Genomic DNA, 20118 nt, shown 5'->3' with positions numbered 1-20118 from the left:
TGATCAGGCAGCATCGGGACGGTGGAGTGTCTTCAATTCCATAAAATCCTCCAGTCCGAACATTCCGCCTTCTCGCCCGTTGCCCGATTGCTTGTAGCCGCCAAACGGGCTTCCATAGCGATGCGGGGCCCCGTTGATGTGGACCATTCCGGCGCGCAGTCTTGTCGCTACGCGCTCGGCGCGAGCAGGGTCACCGCTCTGAACATAGGCAGCCAGTCCATAGTTGGTATCGTTGGCGATCGTGATTGCCTCGTCTTCCGTGTCGAATTGCATGATGGCCAGCACTGGCCCGAATACCTCCTCACGAGCGACCCGCATGTCATTGTTGACATCGGCGAAGATGGTTGGCTTGACGAAGTAGCCTGTCTCAAAGCCTTCGGGCTTGCCGGCTCCGCCGACGAGAACGCGTGCACCCTCGGCAATGCCCGCCTTGATCAGTGCCTGCACGCGACCGAATTGGACATCGCTGACAAGCGGGCCGATGTGGCCACCTTCTACTTCGGGATTGCCGACCTTGGCTTCGCGGCCGACACGCTCGGCAATCTCGACGACCTTGTCGTAGACCGATCTCTGAACGAGGAGGCGGGTCGGCGCATCGCAGGATTGGCCGGAATTGTTGAAGCATTCAAGGACGCTTCCCGTGATGCGGTCCTCGAGATCGGCGTCCTCGAAGACAATGTTGGGAGACTTGCCGCCAAGCTCCAAGGTTACGCGTTTGACTGTGTCTGCCGCGTCCTTGCTGACGGCAATGCCGGCGCGTGTCGAGCCGGTGAAGGACATCATATCGACGTCCCTGTGCCTCGAAAGCGCGGCGCCGACATTGACGCCGTCACCGTTCACGAGGTTGAAGGTGCCAGCCGGGAAACCGGCCTCATGGATCATTTCTGCGTAGAGCATGGCATTGAGCGGTGTAAACTCCGAAGGCTTCAGCACACAGGTCGAGCCTGTCGCAAGTGCCGGAACCACCTTCAGTGCAATCTGGTTGATTGGCCAGTTCCAGGGGGTGATCAGCCCACAGACGCCGATCGGCTCGCGCAGCAGCACGTCGCCGTTCGGCAGCGTGTCGCGAATCTTCAGGCGCTTCAGGGCATCGATGAAACCCTGCAGGTGACCGACGCCGACGTCGGCTTGCTGTTCGCGGCTCATGGTGATCGGCGCACCGAGCTCGAGTGTGATCGTCTGCGCCATCTCCTCGTAGCGGCACTTGTAGATCTCAAGCAGCCTTTCGAGCAGCGCCAGGCGTTCCTCGACGCTTGTGCGGCTGTAGGTCGCAAACGCCTTCTTCGCAGCCGCTACCGCACGGTCGATATCGGCGGCCGTACCCATCGAAATCGCCGCAACCGGCTTTTCGGTAGCCGGATTGATGACTTCGAGATCATTCGCCACCAACGGCGCTACCCACTCACCATTGATGTAGAATTTGCGCTTGTCGAGCATATCGTCACTCCCGTCAGATCTTCTTCCGTTTTTCGTTCAGCCAATCCGTGATCAACTGGCGGTATCGCTCGCCGCTGAAGCTTGGAAAATGTCCGCCATGCACGACGCGGGCCGGCACGGTCAAAAGCCGCTCCATCGAGGCGAGATAACCGGCAGCGTTGGAATGGTAGCTGTCCTCGATCAGCGGCCCGTCATAAAGTATATCGCCGGATAGAAGCGTTTCCGTCTGCGCTTCCCAAAGAGCGATACCGCCCGGCGAGTGGCCGGGCGTATGGATGACCTCGAAGGACCGGTCGCCGAGATCGATTATGTCCCCGTCCTCCAGGATGCGCGTCGCCGGCGCTTTCTTCACGCTGTAGCATTTCGAGCAGTAGGGTTCCGGCGGCAGCGCGTCGAAGATGCTGTCGGTGACGTAGGGGTCGGCAAGGGTGTTTGCCCGCGTCGGATCGGCGAGCAGGTCGGCCTCCGCTGAGTGGACCGCCCGGCACTCGAACTCGTGATGGCAGCCGATATGGTCGAAATGGGTGTGGCTAGCGACCGCGATCAGATCGCGCTCGGTGACGAGAGGCACCCATTCGCGCAGCGACACGACGCCCATACCGCTGTCAACAAGCATATCGCGATCGCGCCCGCGCACGTGCCAGATGTTGCATCGGTAGAATTCCTGGATGAAGGGCTCCGAAATAAGGGTGACGTCGTCCGCCAGCCGTTTCACTTCGTACCATTTGTCCGGGGCGACACGTTCCATGGTCTCAGCCTATGCCTGTTTCGACGGCAAGGCTACGATATCGCTGACATTGACAGCGAGCGTGACGGGCTGACCTGCTATCACCGCCGCCGATTGCGGCATGTGCGCGACGATGCTCGTTTCGGGAGCGCCGGCGGGCGTCAGATGGCAGCGATAATGCGTTCCGAAGAAGGCGCTGCCGGCAACGGTGGCCTGGCCCAGCGCGGTGACAGGGCCACCCCCCTCGCCGGCCCGGCGGAAATGTTCTGGCCTGATGCAAAGTGTCGTCGCCTGCCCGACGGACGGCAAGCCTGCCGTGAAGCAGGCTTTCGGCAATGCGACCTTCCCCAGCGTCGTCTCGACGATTGCTTGGGTGCTGTCAACATCTGCGAGCGTGCCGGGAACGAAGTTCACCTCACCCATGAAGCCGGCTGCAAACAGTGAGCGGGGATGCATGTAGATTTCGGACGGTGGGCCAAAGTCTTCGATTTTCCCTTGATTCATCACCACGATCCGGTCGGCGATTGCCATTGCCTCTTCCTGATCGTGGGTGACGTGAACGAAGGTTGTGCCGACGCGTTTCTGGATTGCTTTCAACTCGTCCTGCATCTGTCGGCGAAGCTTGAGATCCAGCGCGCCGAGCGGTTCGTCGAGCAGCAGCACGTCGGGATCGACAGCCAGGGCCCGGGCGAGCGCCACGCGCTGGCGCTGACCACCCGATAGCTCGTGCGGCTTCTTGTCGGCGGAGGACCTGAGGCCCACAAGGTCAAGGAATCCCTTCGCGCGCTCCTCGCGCTCCGCCTTGCCGACACCGCGCATTCTGAGGCCGAATCCGACATTGTCTTTGAGCTTCATATGCGGGAAAAGCGCGTAGTCTTGAAACATCGTCGTCGTCGGACGCTTTGCCGGCGGCACGTTGGTCATCTCCTTGCCGCCGATCGCAATCCGCCCTTTGGTCGGCGACAGGAAGCCTCCGAGGATGGACAGGAGCGTGGTCTTGCCGCAGCCGGAGGGCCCGAGCAGGACGATGAATTCACCCGCATTGATGTCGAGGGAAACGTCGTCCAGCGCGGTAAAGCTGCCGAAGGTCTTCGTCGCGTTCTCGATTGAAACTGGCGCGGTCATGATTTCTTTGTCCTTCCAAACAGGAACAGTTCCAACACAATCAGCAAAGTGACTGAAACGAGAAACACCAGTGATCCGATGGCATTGGTCTTGGGATTGAGACCGGAGCGAAGCAGGCTCCAGATCTCGACAGGCAGCGTCACGTCGAAGCGCGACAGCAAGAAAGCGATGATGAACTCATCCCAGCTGAACGTCATCGACAGGAAGAAAGAGGCGAGCAGCGACGGCAGCAGCATTGGCGCGGTCACGAGAACCATGACCTTGATGTCGCTGGCGCCGAGATCGCGTGCTGCGCGCTCGATGTTGATATGGTGGTCGCCCATCGACGAATAGATGATCGCAAAGCAGAGCGGCAGATTGATCACCACGTGACCGATGCCCACGGTCCAGAGCGAAAGACCGATGCCCAGCACGTTGAGGACGGTCAGTAACCCAAGCGCGATGATAAGGTAGCTGACCGTCATCGGCGCGATGAGCAGTCCGCGTTGCCAAGCCGAGCCTGGCAGCTTGAAGCGCGCGAGCGCATAGGCCGCCAGAAATCCGAGAAGGCAGGCAACGAGAGACGATAACGTTGCCACCAGGAAGGAGTGCAGCAGCGCGGACATCAGCTTGCGATCGGCGAAGACGGCTTCATACCATTGCAGGGAAAACCCATTGAACGGCGGCACTGGCAGGCGTCCATCCTGGAAGGAAAACAGCACCAGCACAATAACCGGCAGGAAGATGAAGCCGAAGATCACGACGGCGTAGACGCTGGTGGCGATGTTTGTGAGCCTATCGCGCGTCATTACGTCCTCTCGATTTTCAGCCAACGCGCGCAGGCGACGTAGGCGGCGGTAACCGCGAGCATGAGGATGATCGAAAGCGCTGCGGCCATCGGGAAATCCGCGCGTCGGCCGAGCTGCAGCATGATGATCTGCGGCAGGACAAGCTCATTGTTGCCTCCGAGAATCTGCGGCGTGACATAGTCACCGATGCAGAGCACGAAGGTGAGGAACGCACCTGTCATGATCCCCGGCATGGTCAGCGGCAGAATGACATGCCAGAAGGTCTGAAAAGCGTTCGCTCCGAGGTCGGCTGCCGCGCGGCGATAGTTCGGCGAGAGCTGCACAAGATTGGCATAAATCGTCAGGGTGAGAAGCATGACGAAGAAATGGACGAAGCCGATCACCGTTGCCGTGCGGTTGCTGGCGAGCTCAAGCGGCTCGCTGATGACGCCCAAATTCATCAGGGTCTGACTGATTACGCCATTGCGCGACAGCACAAGCAGCCAGGAATAGGATCGAACGACGTAGGAGGTCCAGAACGGCAGGATCGCAAGAATCAACACCGTTCGTTGATATTTTTGCGGCACCTGCTCGGCGATGATCCAGGCCAGAGGATAGGCAAGCAGGATCGAGAGAACCGTCACGATGGCGGTAATTTCCAACGAATTCGTCAGCCCGCGGAACAGCGCGTCCTTCTCGAAGAAGGCGATGTAGTTGCCAAAGTTCCAGACGCGGACGATCGATCCGCCCTGCTGCGCCCACAGGCTCATGGCCGCCATGAAGAGAAAAGGGGCGACGAAGAAGACGATCGTCCAGACAAGGGCTGGAGCCACAAAACCCCAGCCTTTGCGGCGTTCGGCATCTTCAAGAGGAAAAGCAGCCACGGACAAGCCTCCGAATGCCCTCTCCCGACAATAAGGGAGAGGGATGTGATGATGGCATGACGGATGACACGAAGCCGTCAGTTCTGCAGCATCTCGGTCCAGGCGTCCTGCATCTTCGCATCCAGTTCCGCGCTTGGGATCGGATAAAGTTGCGTGCGCTTGAGATAGTCAGCCTGCTCGTTCCAGCGCAAAGCGGTCTTCTGTTCGCCGGTCAGATGCTCGCCGGCCTTGGCGTTCGCCGGCATCGCCCAGTAGCACGAAGACGTCGCAAGCCGCGCCTGCCCTTCGGGGCTGACGATGTATTGCACGAACTTCAAAGCAAGATCCTTTTTCGTGGAATCCTTCATGACGCCGATCGATTGCGCCCAGCGCAGCGCGCCCTGTTCCGGAATGGTCCAGTCGAGGTTCGGCTTGTCCTTCACCAGTCCAGCCGTCAGCCATTCCCCGCCGCCGAAGACAATATCGACCTCACCTGTCGCAAGCGCCGTCTGCGACGAGACAACGTCGCTGACCTGCTTCGCGTTGGCCTTGAGAGCGAACAGTTTGTCCTTGATCGCCGGCAGATCGGCATCCGTCAGGCTTGCCGTCGCTTTGCCGAGATCAATCCCGGTCAAACCGATCATCGGCAGATAGTAGTCATAAACGGCGATCCGGCCCTTGTATTTCTCCGACCAGAGCTTCGACATGTCCTTCATGTCGGCCGGATCGACCTTCGTCTTGTCGTAGGAAACGGTATTGTACCCGAACTTCTCGGTGACGGCGTAGGTCTTGCCGTCGCGTGTATTGTTGGGCTCCATGCGCACTTCCGGGAAGATATCCGCGTTCGGGAGCGCATCGGCCGGCATCTCCGCAAGGATGTCCTTGTCGACAGCGCGCTGCACGTCGACGCCATCGATAACGAGCACGTCCCAATCTCCCGGACGCGACTGATCGATGATGGAAAGCCCGGCACCGGTGCCCTCGTATTCCTTCAAGTTGACCTTGACGTTGTTCGCCTTCTCGAAAGGTTCAATCAATGCCGGATCGGTGTGGTCGCACCAGACAAGCGCGTTCAACTCTTCCTGCGCCAGGACTGGCGCAGAGGTAAGTGCAGCAGTCGCGGCGGCAAGCGCCAATGTCGCGGCGGAGGTCCAAAATCTGCGCGCAGATATGCCTTCAATAAAGTCAGTCATGATGTTGCCCTCTGGTCGGTGACGCTCGTTCCGGCGTCTTCATGAAAAAAGATTGAATGAGTTCATTTTTTAAGTCAATATGATTTTTGAGGGCATTCATTATTTGAGAGAGTGGACATGACGGGACTGCGCGCCAAGCAGAAAGCCGATCGCAATCGTCGCATATTGGAGGCGGCGGCGAGCCTGTTTCGCGAGGTTGGCTATGACAGTGCTCGGATCGAGGACATAGCGGAGCGCGCGGAGGTATCGGTCGGCACGTTCTACAACTACTATGAAAACAAGGGAGACATTCTCGTCGCCACGGTGTCCATGGAAGTTGAAGAGGTCCTGGAATCGGGCAAGGCAATCGTCGAAAATCCACCGCCAACGACATTGGAAGCACTACAGGTGCTTATCGATCAATATTTCGATCACTCGCTGGTCTATCTGAGCAAGGAGATGTGGCGCACCGCCATGGCGACGTCCATCCAACAGCCAGAAAGCCCGTTCAGTCGCCGATACACCGAACTCGACGGGCGTCTCTGCGATCAGGTTTCGATGCTGGTCCAGAAACTGCAGCTTCGCGGTGCCGTCATGCCGGGGATCGACGCGGTGGCAGTGGGCCAGATGGTCTTTAACAATCTCAACATGATGTTCCTTGAGTTCGTCAAAGATGAAGCGATGACACTTGAGACACTCAAGGAGCGTGTGGCGCGGCAGAACAGGCCGCTTGCCGTTTTGATCAGCAGCCCAAAAATTCAATAGCAGGAAACATAAGGGATGGACCATCAGCAATATGCCGTGCTTGCGGCGGCAGACCGCCTCGTCGAGGCCTTTGGCAGGCACGATCGCGACAGCTATTTCTCGGCATTCGCGCCCAATGCCACCTTCATATTTCACAATCTTGACCGCCGGCTCGCCACGCGCGCCGAGTACGAGGCCGAATGGGCCCTCTGGGAGACGCGCGACGGCTTTCGCGTCAGCGCTTGCCGTTCGAGCGACAGAGATATTCAGATCGCCGGCCCCATCGCCATATTCACCCACTCCGTCGAGACCGACCTAAGCTTCAACGGCGAACCCTCGACGAGCATCGAGCGCGAGACCATCGTTTTCGAGAAGCAGCCAACCGGTGAGTGGCTGGCCATTCACGAGCACCTCTCGCCACGGTCTTGAGAGCAGCCGATCGGGTGCCGCCCCTTCACGAGAGGGGCTGCACCTGTCAGTGATATTGTCGAGCAATTTGGGATGAAGGACAGGACGATGGCCGAGTTGAAGAAGCATCTAGAGGATCTGCGGAAGAAGTTTGGAGACGGCGCGGAGTTCTTCGACCCGCGCTTCCGGCGCGTGGCCGAAAAGATCTTCAAGGGCGGCACCCGTGCCGCGCCCTATTCCGGCATTTCGACCTTCGCAGGCTTGCCCTACAAGGAGGTCAATTTCGCCACTCCCGATTTCGGCGACCTGCAAGTTGCGGCAGTCGGCATCCCGATGGATCTCGGCGTCAGCAATCGGCCGGGCTCGCGATTTGGACCGAGGGCCGTGCGCAGCATCGAGCGGATCGGCCCCTACAATCACGCCCTTGACTGTGCTCCTGCTTACGATCTCAGGGCAGCCGATATCGGTGATATTCCGTTTGGCAGTCGCTACCGGCTGGAGCAATGCCATGACAATATCGAGGCGGCGATCCGAAAGATCGCAGAGGCCGGTGTCATTCCGCTCTCCGTCGGCGGCGACCACTCTATAACCCATCCAATCCTCAAGTCGGTCGGCGCCAAGGAACCCGTCGGTCTGATCCATATCGACGCCCATTGTGATACCGGTGGTCCCTTCGACCAGACCAAATTCCATCACGGCGGTCCGATGCGCAACGCTGTGCTCGACGGCGTTCTCGATCCGACCCGTACGATCCAGATCGGAATTAGAGGTCCTTCCGAATATCTCTGGGAGTTCTCCTACGAATCCGGGATGACGGTCATCCATGCCGAGGAAATCAACGGGATGGGCATCCCCGCGATCATCGAGAAAGCGCGGCAGATCGTCGGCGATGGCCCCACCTACCTGTCCTTCGATATTGACAGTCTCGATCCGGCCTTTGCGCCCGGCACCGGTACGCCCGAGATCGGTGGCCTGACCACCCGTGAGGCGCTGGAACTCTTGCGCGGTCTGAAGGGTCTCAACTTCGTCGGCGGCGATGTCGTCGAGGTCGCCCCGCAGTATGACAGCACCACCAACACCGCGCAGGCGGGCGCTCAGGTGCTGTTCGAGATCCTGAGCCTTCTGGTCTACAGCCCGGCAGTGACGGGCCATAAGTAGGCGCTATCGTTGAGCCATTGGCAGCTTTGTCCGAGCGTTGACTATTTTCACGCCTCTGAGCCGGCGCGCATCACGCCGCTTCTTGCGGTGACGCTGATCCGGGAAAGCCTGAGCTTCGCTCGTAAAAGCAGGTTCATGCTGGCGGCAGACTGGTTTAGCGCTGTGATTGTCCAAGAGATTTGAACCCAAAGCTTGGTTTTGGGATTCTGTGCCGATCACAGACGCTCTTGCGCGACACTATAGTCCGAATGACGCATTTAGGCTGATGCCGCGATCTTCGGTGCTAGATGAACCTCACAAAGGGGCGAGTGATGAAGAGATTGCTGATGTGTTCGCTGGCGGGTCTGGCGCTTGCAAGTTGCACGCCGACACAGCAGGGTGCCGGTATAGGTGCCGCAACAGGTGCGGTGGTTGGTGGCGCCGTGACGAATAACGTGCGTGGCGCCGCCGTTGGCGCTGCGATCGGGGGAGCCTCCGGTGCTGTGATCGGTAACGTGGCCGGTCGTCCGGGACAATGCGAGTTCCAGGATCGCAACGGTCGGCGCTACATCGCCGCCTGCCCGCGCTGACGGGTGACGAACATGCAACCGCCGTCGGGCCAATTCGCGCCAGCGGGCTACCACATTGCCAGGCGGGCTTGGTGTGTTGTTTCTAAAGCAGCAACGGGCAAACTTCTTGCGCTCTAGCCCCGATACGGCTTCTGTCAGCCTGATCGCCAGCAAATGCGCGCCGTCGATAAGGCGAAATCCAGTCTTAGTCGCTGGCCCTCCCGTATCTCCGCGATTGTTCTGCGGAGGCCTGCGCGAGCCCACTCAGTACACGGCTTGGGAGAAAGATCCCCAGGGATGTGGCACCCTCTACCACCGATGCGCTGTTAGCGAGCATTGTCTGGCCGACCGGCCCCTGGTCCTCTCTAACAACGCTGCGCATCAGGGCATCGTTGTTGACGATCTCCATCAGTGTCGGTGAGCTCGCAAAGACGTTGTGGCGACCGCCATCGATATTGGAGACATCGATGACCGCGATCTCTCTTCTGAAGGATAGCGACCTCGGAGCCGTTGCCGACACGTGGGTGGCCGCCCGCCAGTCGCCGGAAAACCTAAGCGCGCGGTCGCGCTGCGAAACAATGATTGTGAACGGTCGCGGGATATCGCCAATGTCGTCAAGCTGGCTCAGGAAGACGTCGACGTCGATATCAGGTGCGGCAAGAACGACGCCACCCAAACGCTTCAGACTGCTGGTGTGTCCCCTCAGGGCCAGATCGCGTAAGGCTTCGGTGACGACGAAGGCGCCCATCGAATGGCCGACCACGATTATTCTCTTTGCGTTGGTCTGCGCCCGGGCGCGGTAGTTGAATTCCGGGTGTCCTTGCTCAAAACAGAGTTGCGTGTCGTTCAGGTGACAAACCGACGGCGTTTCAATCGCGCACAAATCGGGTTCCCTTCCACGAGAGACTGCCAAATCTGGACTGCGGGCATGGTTGCGGGATTTTATGCTGATCACTTCGCTTCTTGAACCGCTCTATAGTTCGCAGCGGAGTACCGCGTCCTCGGGTTCTGGAGGACTGCGCAAGCTGAGCAGGGCATTTAGGGGAGCATCATCACTTGAGTTCTTACTCAGGACTTCTACCTTTCGCGTTGACCACCGAGACAAATGGATCGACGAATGAAAGGGGCATTTTTTCGCGGCCACGACATCTTGGCGATACCGTTTCAGCCGGGTTGCATTTTTTGTCATCGATAAGCTTGGCTGCATCAAGCACGCGAAGTGCCGCGTGCGATCGTAAAGATGCGTTTATCCCATTGACTCCATGTCACGTTTTTCAACTTCCCGCGCATGGCGGGAAGTGGTCGTGTCGGTGAAGCATTGGGGGAATGACCGGCGTTTCCGATTTGGTGCAAGCACATCCAGTAAAGGAGAATTGATCATGTCTACTTTGATTGCAATTGTTTATCCGAGTGAAGCCAAAGCCGAGGAAGTGCGTCAGCGCTTGTTCGAGATGCAGAAGGAATACCTGATCAAAGTCGGAGATGCCGTCATCGCGACGAAGAACGACAGCGGCAAGATCAAACTCAATCAGCTGGTCAACACCACGGTTGCCGGCGCAGCATCGGGCAGCTTTTGGGGTTTGCTGATCGGTGTTCTATTTCTCAATCCGCTTCTGGGTGTGGCGGTGGGCACGGCATCCGGCGCCATCGGCGGCGCTCTGACCGACGTTGGTATCAACGATGCTTTCATGAAGGAGCTCGCCGCCAATCTTGATCCAGGCAAGGCCGCCTTGTTCGTGCTGATCCAGGAGATGACAGCGGACAAGGTCTTGAAGGAGATATCAGCCTTTGGCGGCGTCGTGCTCAAGACCTCCCTCGATGAAACAAAAGAGCAGGTCTTGCGCGACGCATTGCAAAAGGCGGCCGCTGCCAGCTAGTTTGTTTACAATGATCAAGCATGTCGGGCAGTGCGCGCATTTGGCCAGAAGGCAGGCTGGTGCGCGCCAAAACGATGGGCCCCGGCCTGGGGAATTCTCACGCGATGCCACTCCCCGTCAGTTCTGACGGAGGCTGGAAGATAGGACAACATTCCAGGGGCAAGTATGCAGGAAGCGGGCGGCAATCGCATGATCGGTTCAGTTGCAACCGGTATCCTTGTGCTTGCTTTGCTTTATGTCGCGCAATCGATCTTCGCACCGCTCATCTTTTCCTTGTTTGTCATCGCGCTCGTCTGGCCGTGTCAGGCCGCGTTGCAGCGCTTTCTTCCAAAGCTTCTTGCGCTCCTGATCACGCTGAGCGTCACCATGGTCGCCATTGTCGTCATCGGATCATCGGTTGCCTGGGGGTTTGGTAAGCTCGCGCAATGGCTCTTCGTCAATGCCGACCGTTTCCAGGCTGTCTATCTTGACTGGACAAACTGGCTGGAAGAGCACGGCCTGGCTGTCGCGGGTCCCTTGGCCGACCGCTTCGATGTTGCCTGGCTGGTCGGTTTTGTCCAGGGGATGGCTGGGCGGTTAAACAGCTTTGCCGGTTTCGCGGCTCTGGTCTTCATCTTCATCATGCTGGGCCTGCTCGAAGTGGAAGACTTCAATGCGCGTCTCGTCGCCCCCGCAGCACAACCTTACGGAATGCGCATCTTGGCGGCCAATCGAGTGCTTGGCGCAAAATTGCGCCGCTTCATGATCGTTCGCACCTTCGCGAGTATCCTCACTGGGTTGGTGGTCTGGCTGTTTGCGCTGGGTGCGGGGCTAGAACTTGCGCCAGCCTGGGGAGCGATCGCATTCGCGCTCAACTACATCCCTTTTCTCGGGCCCTTTGTCGCGACCGCGCTTCCGACGCTGTTTGCCATCGCCCAATTCGAAGCATGGCAGACGGCGGTCGTCATTTTCGCCAGCCTCAACTTTATCCAGTTCATCATCGGCAGCTATCTGGAGCCACGATTGACCGGGGCGTCGCTGGCAATATCCCCATTTTCCGTAATTTTTTCGGTGTTTTTCTGGAGCTTCATGTGGGGCATTTCGGGTGCCTTCATCGGTGTGCCCATCCTTATCGCGTTCATTGTGTATTGCGCCGGTACGCCGTCTGGAATGTGGATTGCAACGCTGCTCTCGGGCAGTTCCAAGGCTGACGCCGATCGCGGGTCGTGAAGCAGGCTCAGCAGCCAAGGACGATGTAGGGTACAGAACGACCACATAAGACCACCGTATAGCGACCTCGTTCACGGATCGTGCATCTGACGGTTGAGGAAAGAGGTCGAAAGGGCTAAATTGCGACGGGGAGGAACAACGAGTGCCCCAGGCAGCTTGCCGAAATATACCGGAACAAGCGCTGGAGATTCCGCATCGGCCGTGCGAACGGTTGTCCCCCTGAACCGCAGAAATCAGTTCGCTTGCATCATTCAGACGTCACGCTGCCTCGCTCCTGGGCCCAAGAGGAAAGTACGAATGAACTGCACATTTTTTTCTGTCGACTCAAGCAGCCTTTCCATCGCGGCATACCCGGCGCACGGCATCACGCTCCAAAGGATCCTTTCCATTTCGAGCGGTGGCATTGCCCACAGTTCCGCGACATCCGACGGCACTGCCTGCCGGGAACGCTTTCGCACTATGTTGGGCATGATCGGCGGCAATCACGGCCGCACGATGTCTGCTGGGCGAGCCACACATTACTGCACCGCCTTGCCTGCGGCCAAAAAACAGATGATGTGAAGATGATCGAAGGCGTCACGAACCATGCCAGGTTACCCGAGCGCGTGCCGGACCGCGAGGGCTTCGCGGGCCTGGATTGCGGGGCCGTTGAGGCAATCTCAGTAGACGGGAGGGCATCGTCCTTGCCTTCCTTTGAATTTTCGACCGCGGGCCTGCCGCGAGCGGATCAGTTTGCGACATGGCACAACAGTTTCGCGCCCATGCTCGAACTTTCTGATATCGACCCCATGACCGCAAATTTCAGCGGTCGGCAAAAGCTTTGGGATCTTGGCAGTCTTGTCCTTGCCGAAATCAGTACGGACCGCCTCGCATTTTCGAGCCTGCCGGGACATGTTCGGCGCGATCCGGTCGATCACTGGACGATGACGATCCTGTTGTCCGGACGGACCCGCACGGATGCCGTAAAAACCGCGTTTACCGCGGGCCCGGGTGAGGTTCAGATCCACTCACTCGGCCGCTCCTTCGACGGCGTCGTAGATAGGAGCGAGATGCTCATGCTGTTCGTGCCGCGTGATCTTTCCCTCGAGACATCGGCCACACTCGGCTCGGCGGAGTTTTCGACGCTCGGGACAGGCATGGGGCGGCTGTTTTCGGATTATCTGGTTGACGTCGCCAATCGCCTGCCGATGCTCGTTCAAGCCGATCTGCCCGGGCTAGCGGCAGCCACACGCGCTATGATCCTTGCCTGCGTGCAGCCATCTGCGGACCATATCGAGGCGGCCGAAGGACCGATTGCCAACGTGCTCCTCGAAAGGGCACGCCAACTGGTGCACAGCCGGTTGCTCGACCCCAAACTCGGGAGTGAGTTGGTGCGGCGGGAGCTCGGCATCTCGCGCACGCGGCTCTACAACCTGTTCGAGCCCTTCGGTGGGGTAATGCACTACATTCAGCACCGTCGACTGCTCAGTGCCTACGCCGCGTTGACAGACCCCAATGATCGGCGCCTCATATTCCAGATCGCCGAAGAGCGGGGGTTCAGCGACGGCGCAGAATTTGGCCGTGCGTTCAAGCGAGCATTCGGCTACAGCCCGAGCGAGGTGAGGAACCGAGGAGGCGGTGGCATCCCAGCTCGCTCGGACCTTGAGGATTGCCCATCGGAAGAGCGACTTGGCGTGCTTCTCAGAAGACTGCAAGGGTAAGCTAAAGGCCCAGGAAGCGATCCATCAGGCCAATTTGCGACCAACAAGAGCGCAATCTCACCGAACAAGAAAGCCAAGAACCGCTGCGTTCGCCAGATCGATAAAGAACGCCGAAACGAGCGGCAGGATGATGAATGCGATCGTTGCCGCACCATGGATTTTGGTTACGGCGGTCATATTGGCGATCGCTGTGGGCGTAGCGCCGAGCGAGACGCCGCAAAAACCGGCAGAAATCACGGCGGCTTCATAGCTGCGCCCCATTGCCGGGAACACGACGAACAGGATGTAGGCTACGGCGACGATCGTCTGGATCGCGAGCACTATGACGAGCGCGAGACCAAGCCCACTCAGGCCCCACAACTGCATGCTCATCAACGACATGGCTAGAAACACGTTCAACGAGAGATCGGATATGAGCGAGAGCGCGCGCGTGCGCGTCGGCCAAGGCAGGTTCGCCGCCACGAACGGGACCGTATTCGTCATCACGATTGCGACCAGCAGGCAGACGACGAACAGCGGAAGATTGATGCCGGCGTCTACGATGATCTCATGCAAGGCATAGCCGATGAGGATAGCAAGATTGGTTACAAGCAGGGTTCGCAACAGACTGACGTAACTGACGTCATCGTGATGGCTGCTTGTTGCTGCGCGTGACACACCTATCGTCAGCTCCTCGTTTGCGCGAGCGCTCAAGCGATGGCGTTTAATCAGAAACTGTGCGATCGGCCCCCCGATCAGGCTGGCGATGACGAGGCCAAGTGTTGCGCTTGCAATGCCAACCTCGAGCGCGTTCGTAAGACCGAAACGGTTGGTTATGATCGGAGCCCAGGCAATGGTCGTACCATGTCCGCCGATCAGCGACGTCGATCCGAGCAATATTGCAGTGCCTGGCGCAAGACCAAGGATGTTGCTGGTGCCAATGGCCACAAGATTCTGGATGACGAGGAAGACCAGCGTTATGCCGAGAAGGATGAGGAAGGGCTTTCCGCCTGCCGCCAGATCGGACAGTCTGGCATTCAGCCCGACACCCGTGAAGAAGTAGAGAAGCAGCATGTCCCGCGCGGCCAGGGTGAAACTGATCTCGACGCCAAAGAACTCATAGGCGATGAGCGTCGAAAGTGCCGCCAGAAGGCCCCCAGTGACCGCTTCCGGAATGCTCCAGTGGATAAGGATTGGGATTAATCGGTTGAGGTTGGCGCCAGCGAAGAATACGAGAATTGCGATGGTAAAGGATAGTAGTCCCGGGACCTGTATCACCGACATATGTCACCCCTACTGACGCCGCGACCCTTGCCACGTTTGCGGTTGTAGTCGTCACTTTGACACACGACATGCGGTTGAGCCAGTGCAAACGGCTTGCGCTTGTCACATGTGACCTTCCACCAGCCCGTCATGCGGCTGCGGTTTAAACCCCCAGGCGGATTTTGACCGGCGGGCCCGGCCAGTCTTTTGACGCATCGATCACAGGGAGTATGCAATTGGCAGGTGTCGATGACGCAGCCAACGTCGGCCCTGGTCCAGAAGGGGGTTTTCCGCGGATGACGGGTTGCTTGCGGGCTTTCGATCGCTCCAGTCGGATGAGGTAGCGCGAACGCACAGCTCAACGCGCTGGTGCACTCTGCCCGCAGATCCTGAAGAATGTCTGAAAGAAAGTCGCATGAGCACAGAAACTACCCCGGTCAAGAGCCGCAGTGATTTTGCGTGGTGGGCGGTGCTGAGCGGTCGACCTCTCAGGGGCACCTGCCCGCACGTCGGGAACAAATTTGGACGCAATTCATTTTGCTTGCTGCACAGAGAGGAGAACGACATGACGTACGACCCCAATGATCCCGTCCGCAACCCCAGTACCGATCCCGACCTGCGCACAGCGCCCCCACGCGGCCGCTCGAGCACCTGGATCGGATGGGTTGCTGCGATCGCAGTGATACTCGTTGCGGCGTTTGCGATCACGGAATGGTTCGGCCGGTCTGACACAGACCCGAATCCGACCGCTTCGACGACTGAATCTCAGCCGATGAAGCCGCCGGTGGCGCCGGCTGCACCGTCCAGCGAGCCGGCAACGCCAGCCCCGGCCAATCCTTCAACGGGCGGCACCACGCAGCAATAAGCATATTGTAGAGCGGGAGCCTCCTCTCTGGAGAGGCTCCCGCATTTTGTCGAACGCTGGCTTGCCCCCTCAAAGCCCTCGGCCCGCACGATTTATGAAGGATGCACCGCTGCCAGCAGCAGTGTCAGGACGCGTAGACAAAGCGAGTTTGTGCAGCAATCGCCGCCGGGTGAGGCAAATAGCGAAGAGCGCGCTTGACGAAATCCGATCCTTTCAGTTCGATGGCGCCGAAACAGGCGACCTCGATCATGACAGCCCTTGAAACCGGATGCATTATCGCACTGCTGTTGGCATGCGCGGCCTTAGTTGGCACGCGTGTTAGCCGTCGTCTGCCTGGCCATCACCTGTCCACAGACTCCAAGGAAGCGATCAAGCTCGCTACCGCCGTTGTCGGCACCCTTTCAGCACTTGCGCTCGGCTTTCTGGTTGCATCCGCCAAGACCGCCTTCGACGATGCGGAAACAGAATTGAAGACATCGGCCGCTCGCCTCGTTCTCCTTGACCGCGTATTGGCGCAGTATGGCGCTGAAACGGCAGAGGCGCGCGGGAGGCTTGCCAATCTCGTCGGGGCTCGCATTGAGCAGAGCTGGGGAGGTATTGCTGGCGTGCCCATTTCGGTGGGAACACCGGATGATCTCGGCGTCGAACCTATCCAGACGATATTGAGGGCGTTGACACCCGAAGACGACATACACCGCCTGCTCAAGACACGCGCGCTCGACGTCAGCGGCGCCATTGCCGAGGCGCATTGGCTCGTTCTGGAAACGGGGAGCGAAGGGCTGCCGGCAGCCTTCCTGGTCGTGCTGACATTCTGGCTGATCGTGATTTTTCTCACGTTCGGCCTTCTGTCGCCTTACAATGGCACGGTCATAACGATCGTTCTCGTCTGTGCGATATCCGTCGGAGGTGCGATCTTCATCGTCATCGACATGGCTCACCCTTACGGCGGTCTGATCTACGTGTCAGATGAGCCTCTGCGTATCGCTCTGTCCCGTATGGGGCGCGGTTAATCGCAGCAGCCCTTGAGGAGCTGGCCGCGGCGTACGCATCGATCAGTGCGTCGCCGTGCGCTTCCTCGAGGCAGCAAGAATATAGTCGTCCGCAATATCCGCGATCGCCATGGCGATTTCGGTCGACGAAAAGCCGACGAGTTTTTCCCCCTGGATGATCAGGTATACGGCTTCTTCAATCTTTTCCCGGCAGGCAGAAAGACTGTCGGCGTGATTGATGATGATGGGACGTAATTCCATGGCCCTTGTCTCCGGTCGATGCGGCACACGCTCTTGATGTGCGTTGAATGCTGATGTTGGTTAAGCAGCGCACCTATTCGTGACAACCGAGATGCTGTCGAATGACACCCCAACCATCGATCAGTTCAGCGAAAAGGCATTGCGGCCCATAGTCTCCTGCGCGGGAGCTAAGGTCTAACGCTTCAACTTAACCGTGCCTCGAAGATAGTCACAGAAATTGGGAATGGCTTGTGAAATTGACGTGACACTACCATTAATAGAACAGATAAAATATATACCTCCCAAAGTCGGTAATATGATAAAGGCGATATTTGCAGCTTCAACCTCTCAGTCTTGGCTTACATTTTCGCGCAGAGGCAAATTCGCCATGCGGCAGCAAAAATGTTGTGGACCTGCGATTAGTTTCTTGAAAAAATTTACTCTTGGTTGTATTTTGTCCAAACATCATCATAATGCCAGTCTGACACGAGGAAACGGGGGGTGCCATGAAGGCCAAGACTCCAAACGCTATTGATGCCTATGTGGGTGAGCGTGTCAGGTTAAGGCGAAAGCTACTTGGCATGAGCCAGGTTAGCCTGTCGGAATCGCTGGGCATTACGTTCCAACAACTCCAAAAGTACGAAAAAGGTGTCAACCGCATAGGAGCCAGCCGCCTGCAGCGGCTTGCGGAGGTCCTTGGCGTGCCCGTTGGGTTCTTTTTCGACGAGGAGAAGTCGCAGGCCGCCGGCCTGCGTTTGAGCGCGGATACCGATGAAGTCGCGCATTTCATCGCTTCAAAAGAGGGACTGGCGCTGACACGGGCCTTCGTTGCGATCGAAGATCCGAATATTCGTCGAAAGCTGCTTGCACTTGCACGGAGCCTCGGCTCCACGCAGTCGGTCGCGGATGAGTATGGCTGGGAGCATGCGGACGAAACACGAGGATAACGGGTGCTGCATCTCCAAACATTTGGCGAACTGCGTCTGACGGACGAGGCCGGCAATGCCGTGGGATATCCCGCCAAAGCGCTGTTGACGATGGCGTATCTCTTCACATGCAAGGGCCGCGCGCTCACTCGCCAGGAGGTAGCGGCGTTTCTCTGGTCGGATGCCGAGCCTGATCAGGCCGGCCTCAATCTGCGAAAGCTGATTTCCCGCATTCGCCAGATCGATGACAGCGACACCGCGCCGCTGCAAATCACCGCGACGTCGGTGGCGCTGCGCGCGCACCGCCTCACCGTCGATATGCAGATACTGGATAAGCCGGGGCCGGCGATGAAGGGGCTGAAAGCGTGCAGCGATCTGCTTCAGCGCGATTTCGCAGGCAATGTCCGATCAGCAAGCAAGGCGATCGACAACTGGATCGCACGGGAGCAGCGAAGCCATAGGGTCAAGTTGCGCCAGATACTCATCGAGGCTGCGAAATCTGCACTGTGTGCAGATGACTACCGAACCGTGTCCGGCGCAGCCCTGCTGCTTCTCGAGCAGGATCCGACTGATGAGCCGGTTCGGGCGATGCTCCGCGGGCTGCCGGGCGTTGCCGGCCCGGGCGTACTGCTTGTCAGCGAAGGCGAGACAGCCAACCATGTGGTCCCGGCGCGGGCACGGAGCGCAAACCGCCGCGAGCCGGAAGAGCGGCCTGCTTCGACCCTGCCGCGACTGGTCTTGCTTCCTCCAACCTCACAGAGCGGTGTTGTGGGGCTGTCGCTTGCCGCCGCGCTGATAGAGGATGTCACGATCGAGCTATGTGCTCTTAGGAACGTTTCCATCGTTGCGCCGCACACCGCAGAGCAAATCCGGCGGGACTCTGACAAAGCGGCCGCTATTGCCCGCCACTCGATCTCCTATCTTCTCGACACGAGACTTTCAGGCGAAGGCCTATACGCACAGCTCGTCTACTTCCCGACCGACGAAATCATCTGGGCGACGCGCTTTCCCATGACCGCGGCAACACTGCCGACCCAGCGGCGGCTCATTGCTCTAAACCTCTCATCCTCTGTCGTGGATGAGCTTGCCAGGAGGGAGAAAGCCCGGCTCAGCCTGGAGGCCAACCCGCAAGCTTATCATTCCTATCTTGTGGGTGCGAGCCTGATGGGCAAGCTGACCCTGCCGCACATTCGCAGGGCGAGAGCGGCCTTCAAGGAGGCGTTGAAATACAATCACGATTTTTCGCCCGCGTTTACCGGCCTGGCACGGACCTATACCAGCGAATGGCTGGTGACCGCTCAAGGCAATGCGGAATTGTTGGGTCTTGCTGAGCAGAACGCATTGAAGGCAATAGAGCGGGACGAGGTTTTCGCCGGCGGCCACCGCGAACTCGGCGTGACAAAACTCTATCTCGGCGACGTCGATCAGAGCGTGGCGGCGCTCAGTCACGCGGAGGAATTGAGCCCGCATTTCGCCGACGTGATCTACAGCCACGCCGACACACTGGTGCATGCCTCACGTCCCAGGGACGCGCTGGCAAAGATCCAGAAGGCGATGTCACTCAATCCTATCTCGCCGGACAGCTATCTTTGGTGTGCCGCAGGCGCAAGCTACTTCCTCGAGCAGTACAACGACGCCATTGCCTATGTTGAAGCCATGAAGGACAAGGCGCCGGCTTACCGCATTGCGGCTGCGAGTTGTGCAATGATCGGCGACCGCAGGCGGGCACAGTTCTATCGGCAGCGTGCGGAAACGCTGAACCCGGTCTTCGATGTGGAAAAATGGCTCTCCCTCGTTCCCATGAAGGAGCAGTGGCAGAAGGATCTCTACAGAGAGGGGCTTTTGAAAGCTGGATTTTGACACCAACGAAAGGAAGCATCATGTCAAGGGCAGTTGTATTTGGCATTGCAGGGGATGCGAAACTTTGGATTGCCGACCTCGATGCGGGGACCGTCAAGGAACTCGCGCCAACCGGTGAACTGGCGAAGATCGTGGACCTGCGCAAGGCGGGTGCCGCCGTCGTCAAAAAGGTGGACTTCGCGGTTGCGGTCTCTACAGCGAAGGCGGCGTTCTCCGGTCACTTCGAGCCCGCACCCTGACCGTCATTGAGCTGGCTGCCTA

General features: G+C 58.7%; 24 protein-coding genes. 14 read left to right on the top strand and 10 right to left on the bottom strand.

Going from position 1 to position 20118, the window contains the following annotated elements; all coding sequences use genetic code 11:
• Positions 1-3: 3 nt before the first annotated feature.
• The 6 genes from FHT71_RS01320 to FHT71_RS01295 form a co-directional block, all read right to left on the bottom strand.
• The gene (locus FHT71_RS01320) at positions 4-1437 is read right to left on the bottom strand and encodes an aldehyde dehydrogenase family protein (RefSeq protein WP_183718738.1); all 1434 of its coding nucleotides are present in this window, start codon (positions 1435-1437) and stop codon (positions 4-6) included.
• Positions 1438-1450: 13 nt separating this feature from the next.
• Positions 1451-2185, bottom strand: a complete 735-nt coding sequence (locus tag FHT71_RS01315) for an MBL fold metallo-hydrolase (RefSeq protein ID WP_183718736.1) — start codon at positions 2183-2185, stop codon at positions 1451-1453.
• A 9-nt stretch (positions 2186-2194) separates the two neighbouring features.
• The gene (locus tag FHT71_RS32230; protein WP_183718734.1) at positions 2195-3289 is read right to left on the bottom strand and encodes an ABC transporter ATP-binding protein; all 1095 of its coding nucleotides are present in this window, start codon (positions 3287-3289) and stop codon (positions 2195-2197) included.
• Positions 3286-4077: an ABC transporter permease gene (locus tag FHT71_RS01305; protein WP_007801520.1), complete on the bottom strand. Its 792-nt coding sequence runs from the start codon at positions 4075-4077 to the stop codon at positions 3286-3288. The genes FHT71_RS32230 and FHT71_RS01305 overlap by 4 nt, the downstream gene beginning before the upstream one ends.
• A complete protein-coding gene (locus FHT71_RS01300) occupies positions 4077-4940 on the bottom strand; it encodes an ABC transporter permease (RefSeq protein ID WP_183718732.1) in 864 nt (287 codons plus the stop codon). Before FHT71_RS01300 ends, FHT71_RS01305 begins: the two co-directional genes overlap by 1 nt.
• A 77-nt stretch (positions 4941-5017) precedes the next feature.
• Complete coding sequence (locus FHT71_RS01295) at positions 5018-6112, bottom strand: spermidine/putrescine ABC transporter substrate-binding protein (RefSeq protein ID WP_183718730.1); 1095 nt, start codon at positions 6110-6112, stop codon at positions 5018-5020.
• 117 nt (positions 6113-6229) lie between these two features.
• On the opposite strand from FHT71_RS01295, the gene FHT71_RS01290 reads away from it, so the two are divergent.
• From FHT71_RS01290 to FHT71_RS01270, 5 genes are all read left to right on the top strand, one after another.
• Positions 6230-6856: a TetR/AcrR family transcriptional regulator gene (locus tag FHT71_RS01290; RefSeq protein WP_007801513.1), complete on the top strand. Its 627-nt coding sequence runs from the start codon at positions 6230-6232 to the stop codon at positions 6854-6856.
• A gap of 15 nt (positions 6857-6871) precedes the next feature.
• Positions 6872-7264 carry a nuclear transport factor 2 family protein gene (locus FHT71_RS01285; RefSeq protein ID WP_132588076.1) on the top strand — a complete coding sequence of 131 codons (393 nt, stop codon included), beginning with the start codon at positions 6872-6874 and terminating at the stop codon, positions 7262-7264.
• A gap of 87 nt (positions 7265-7351) precedes the next feature.
• Positions 7352-8401 carry an agmatinase gene (gene speB / locus FHT71_RS01280; protein ID WP_132588077.1) on the top strand — a complete coding sequence of 350 codons (1050 nt, stop codon included), beginning with the start codon at positions 7352-7354 and terminating at the stop codon, positions 8399-8401.
• A 9-nt stretch (positions 8402-8410) separates the two neighbouring features.
• Entirely contained in the window at positions 8411-8584 is a 174-nt protein-coding gene (locus FHT71_RS01275; protein ID WP_183718728.1) for a hypothetical protein, read from the top strand.
• Between the two features lie 128 nt (positions 8585-8712).
• Positions 8713-8970, top strand: coding sequence for a glycine zipper domain-containing protein (locus FHT71_RS01270; RefSeq protein WP_007801507.1), 258 nt, complete (start codon positions 8713-8715; stop codon positions 8968-8970).
• A 184-nt stretch (positions 8971-9154) separates the two neighbouring features.
• Here the strand turns inward: FHT71_RS01270 and FHT71_RS01265 are convergent, their stop codons facing one another.
• Entirely contained in the window at positions 9155-9904 is a 750-nt protein-coding gene (locus FHT71_RS01265; RefSeq protein WP_348649284.1) for an alpha/beta hydrolase, read from the bottom strand.
• Positions 9905-10328: 424 nt separating this feature from the next.
• On the opposite strand from FHT71_RS01265, the gene FHT71_RS01260 reads away from it, so the two are divergent.
• From FHT71_RS01260 to FHT71_RS01245, 4 genes are all read left to right on the top strand, one after another.
• Positions 10329-10826: a DUF1269 domain-containing protein gene (locus tag FHT71_RS01260; protein ID WP_007801503.1), complete on the top strand. Its 498-nt coding sequence runs from the start codon at positions 10329-10331 to the stop codon at positions 10824-10826.
• Positions 10827-11015: 189 nt separating this feature from the next.
• Positions 11016-12035 carry an AI-2E family transporter gene (locus FHT71_RS01255; RefSeq protein WP_245505395.1) on the top strand — a complete coding sequence of 340 codons (1020 nt, stop codon included), beginning with the start codon at positions 11016-11018 and terminating at the stop codon, positions 12033-12035.
• A 297-nt stretch (positions 12036-12332) separates the two neighbouring features.
• Entirely contained in the window at positions 12333-12596 is a 264-nt protein-coding gene (locus FHT71_RS01250) for a hypothetical protein (RefSeq protein ID WP_183718726.1), read from the top strand.
• Between the two features lie 122 nt (positions 12597-12718).
• The gene (locus FHT71_RS01245; RefSeq protein WP_246717933.1) at positions 12719-13735 is read left to right on the top strand and encodes a helix-turn-helix domain-containing protein; all 1017 of its coding nucleotides are present in this window, start codon (positions 12719-12721) and stop codon (positions 13733-13735) included.
• Positions 13736-13792: 57 nt separating this feature from the next.
• Here the strand turns inward: FHT71_RS01245 and gltS are convergent, their stop codons facing one another.
• Positions 13793-14998 (bottom strand): sodium/glutamate symporter, encoded by a 1206-nt coding sequence (gene gltS / locus FHT71_RS01240; protein ID WP_183718722.1) that lies wholly within the window; start codon positions 14996-14998, stop codon positions 13793-13795.
• A gap of 544 nt (positions 14999-15542) precedes the next feature.
• On the opposite strand from gltS, the gene FHT71_RS01235 reads away from it, so the two are divergent.
• Complete coding sequence (locus FHT71_RS01235; RefSeq protein WP_132588080.1) at positions 15543-15842, top strand: hypothetical protein; 300 nt, start codon at positions 15543-15545, stop codon at positions 15840-15842.
• Between the two features lie 124 nt (positions 15843-15966).
• On the opposite strand, the gene FHT71_RS32105 is transcribed toward FHT71_RS01235, so the two are convergent.
• Positions 15967-16092, bottom strand: coding sequence for a hypothetical protein (locus FHT71_RS32105; RefSeq protein ID WP_281412112.1), 126 nt, complete (start codon positions 16090-16092; stop codon positions 15967-15969).
• Here FHT71_RS32105 and FHT71_RS01230 point away from each other — a divergent pair.
• Positions 16091-16852, top strand: coding sequence for a DUF4239 domain-containing protein (locus FHT71_RS01230; protein WP_183718720.1), 762 nt, complete (start codon positions 16091-16093; stop codon positions 16850-16852). The two genes, FHT71_RS32105 and FHT71_RS01230, sit on opposite strands and share 2 nt — an antisense overlap.
• 42 nt (positions 16853-16894) lie before the next feature.
• Here FHT71_RS01230 and FHT71_RS01225 read toward each other — a convergent pair whose 3' ends face one another.
• Positions 16895-17092: a hypothetical protein gene (locus FHT71_RS01225; protein ID WP_132588082.1), complete on the bottom strand. Its 198-nt coding sequence runs from the start codon at positions 17090-17092 to the stop codon at positions 16895-16897.
• Between the two features lie 485 nt (positions 17093-17577).
• Between FHT71_RS01225 and FHT71_RS01220 the strand changes: the two genes are divergently transcribed.
• Genes FHT71_RS01220 through FHT71_RS01210 form a run of 3 tightly spaced genes read left to right on the top strand, consistent with a single transcriptional unit; the run spans position 17578 to position 20096 of the window.
• Positions 17578-18018, top strand: a complete 441-nt coding sequence (locus tag FHT71_RS01220) for a helix-turn-helix transcriptional regulator (RefSeq protein ID WP_183718718.1) — start codon at positions 17578-17580, stop codon at positions 18016-18018.
• A gap of 3 nt (positions 18019-18021) precedes the next feature.
• On the top strand, positions 18022-19857 hold the full coding sequence (locus FHT71_RS01215; protein WP_183718716.1) for a peptide antibiotic resistance protein: 1836 nt from the start codon (positions 18022-18024) through the stop codon (positions 19855-19857).
• A gap of 20 nt (positions 19858-19877) precedes the next feature.
• The gene (locus tag FHT71_RS01210; RefSeq protein ID WP_132588085.1) at positions 19878-20096 is read left to right on the top strand and encodes a hypothetical protein; all 219 of its coding nucleotides are present in this window, start codon (positions 19878-19880) and stop codon (positions 20094-20096) included.
• Positions 20097-20118: the final 22 nt, after the last annotated feature.

Origin of the sequence: Rhizobium sp. BK060 (genome assembly GCF_014193145.1) — a bacterium.
Lineage (GTDB): Bacteria > Pseudomonadota > Alphaproteobacteria > Rhizobiales > Rhizobiaceae > Rhizobium.
The sequence above is the reverse complement of the archived record's forward strand: the minus strand, read 5'-3'. Positions and strand labels throughout refer to the sequence as shown.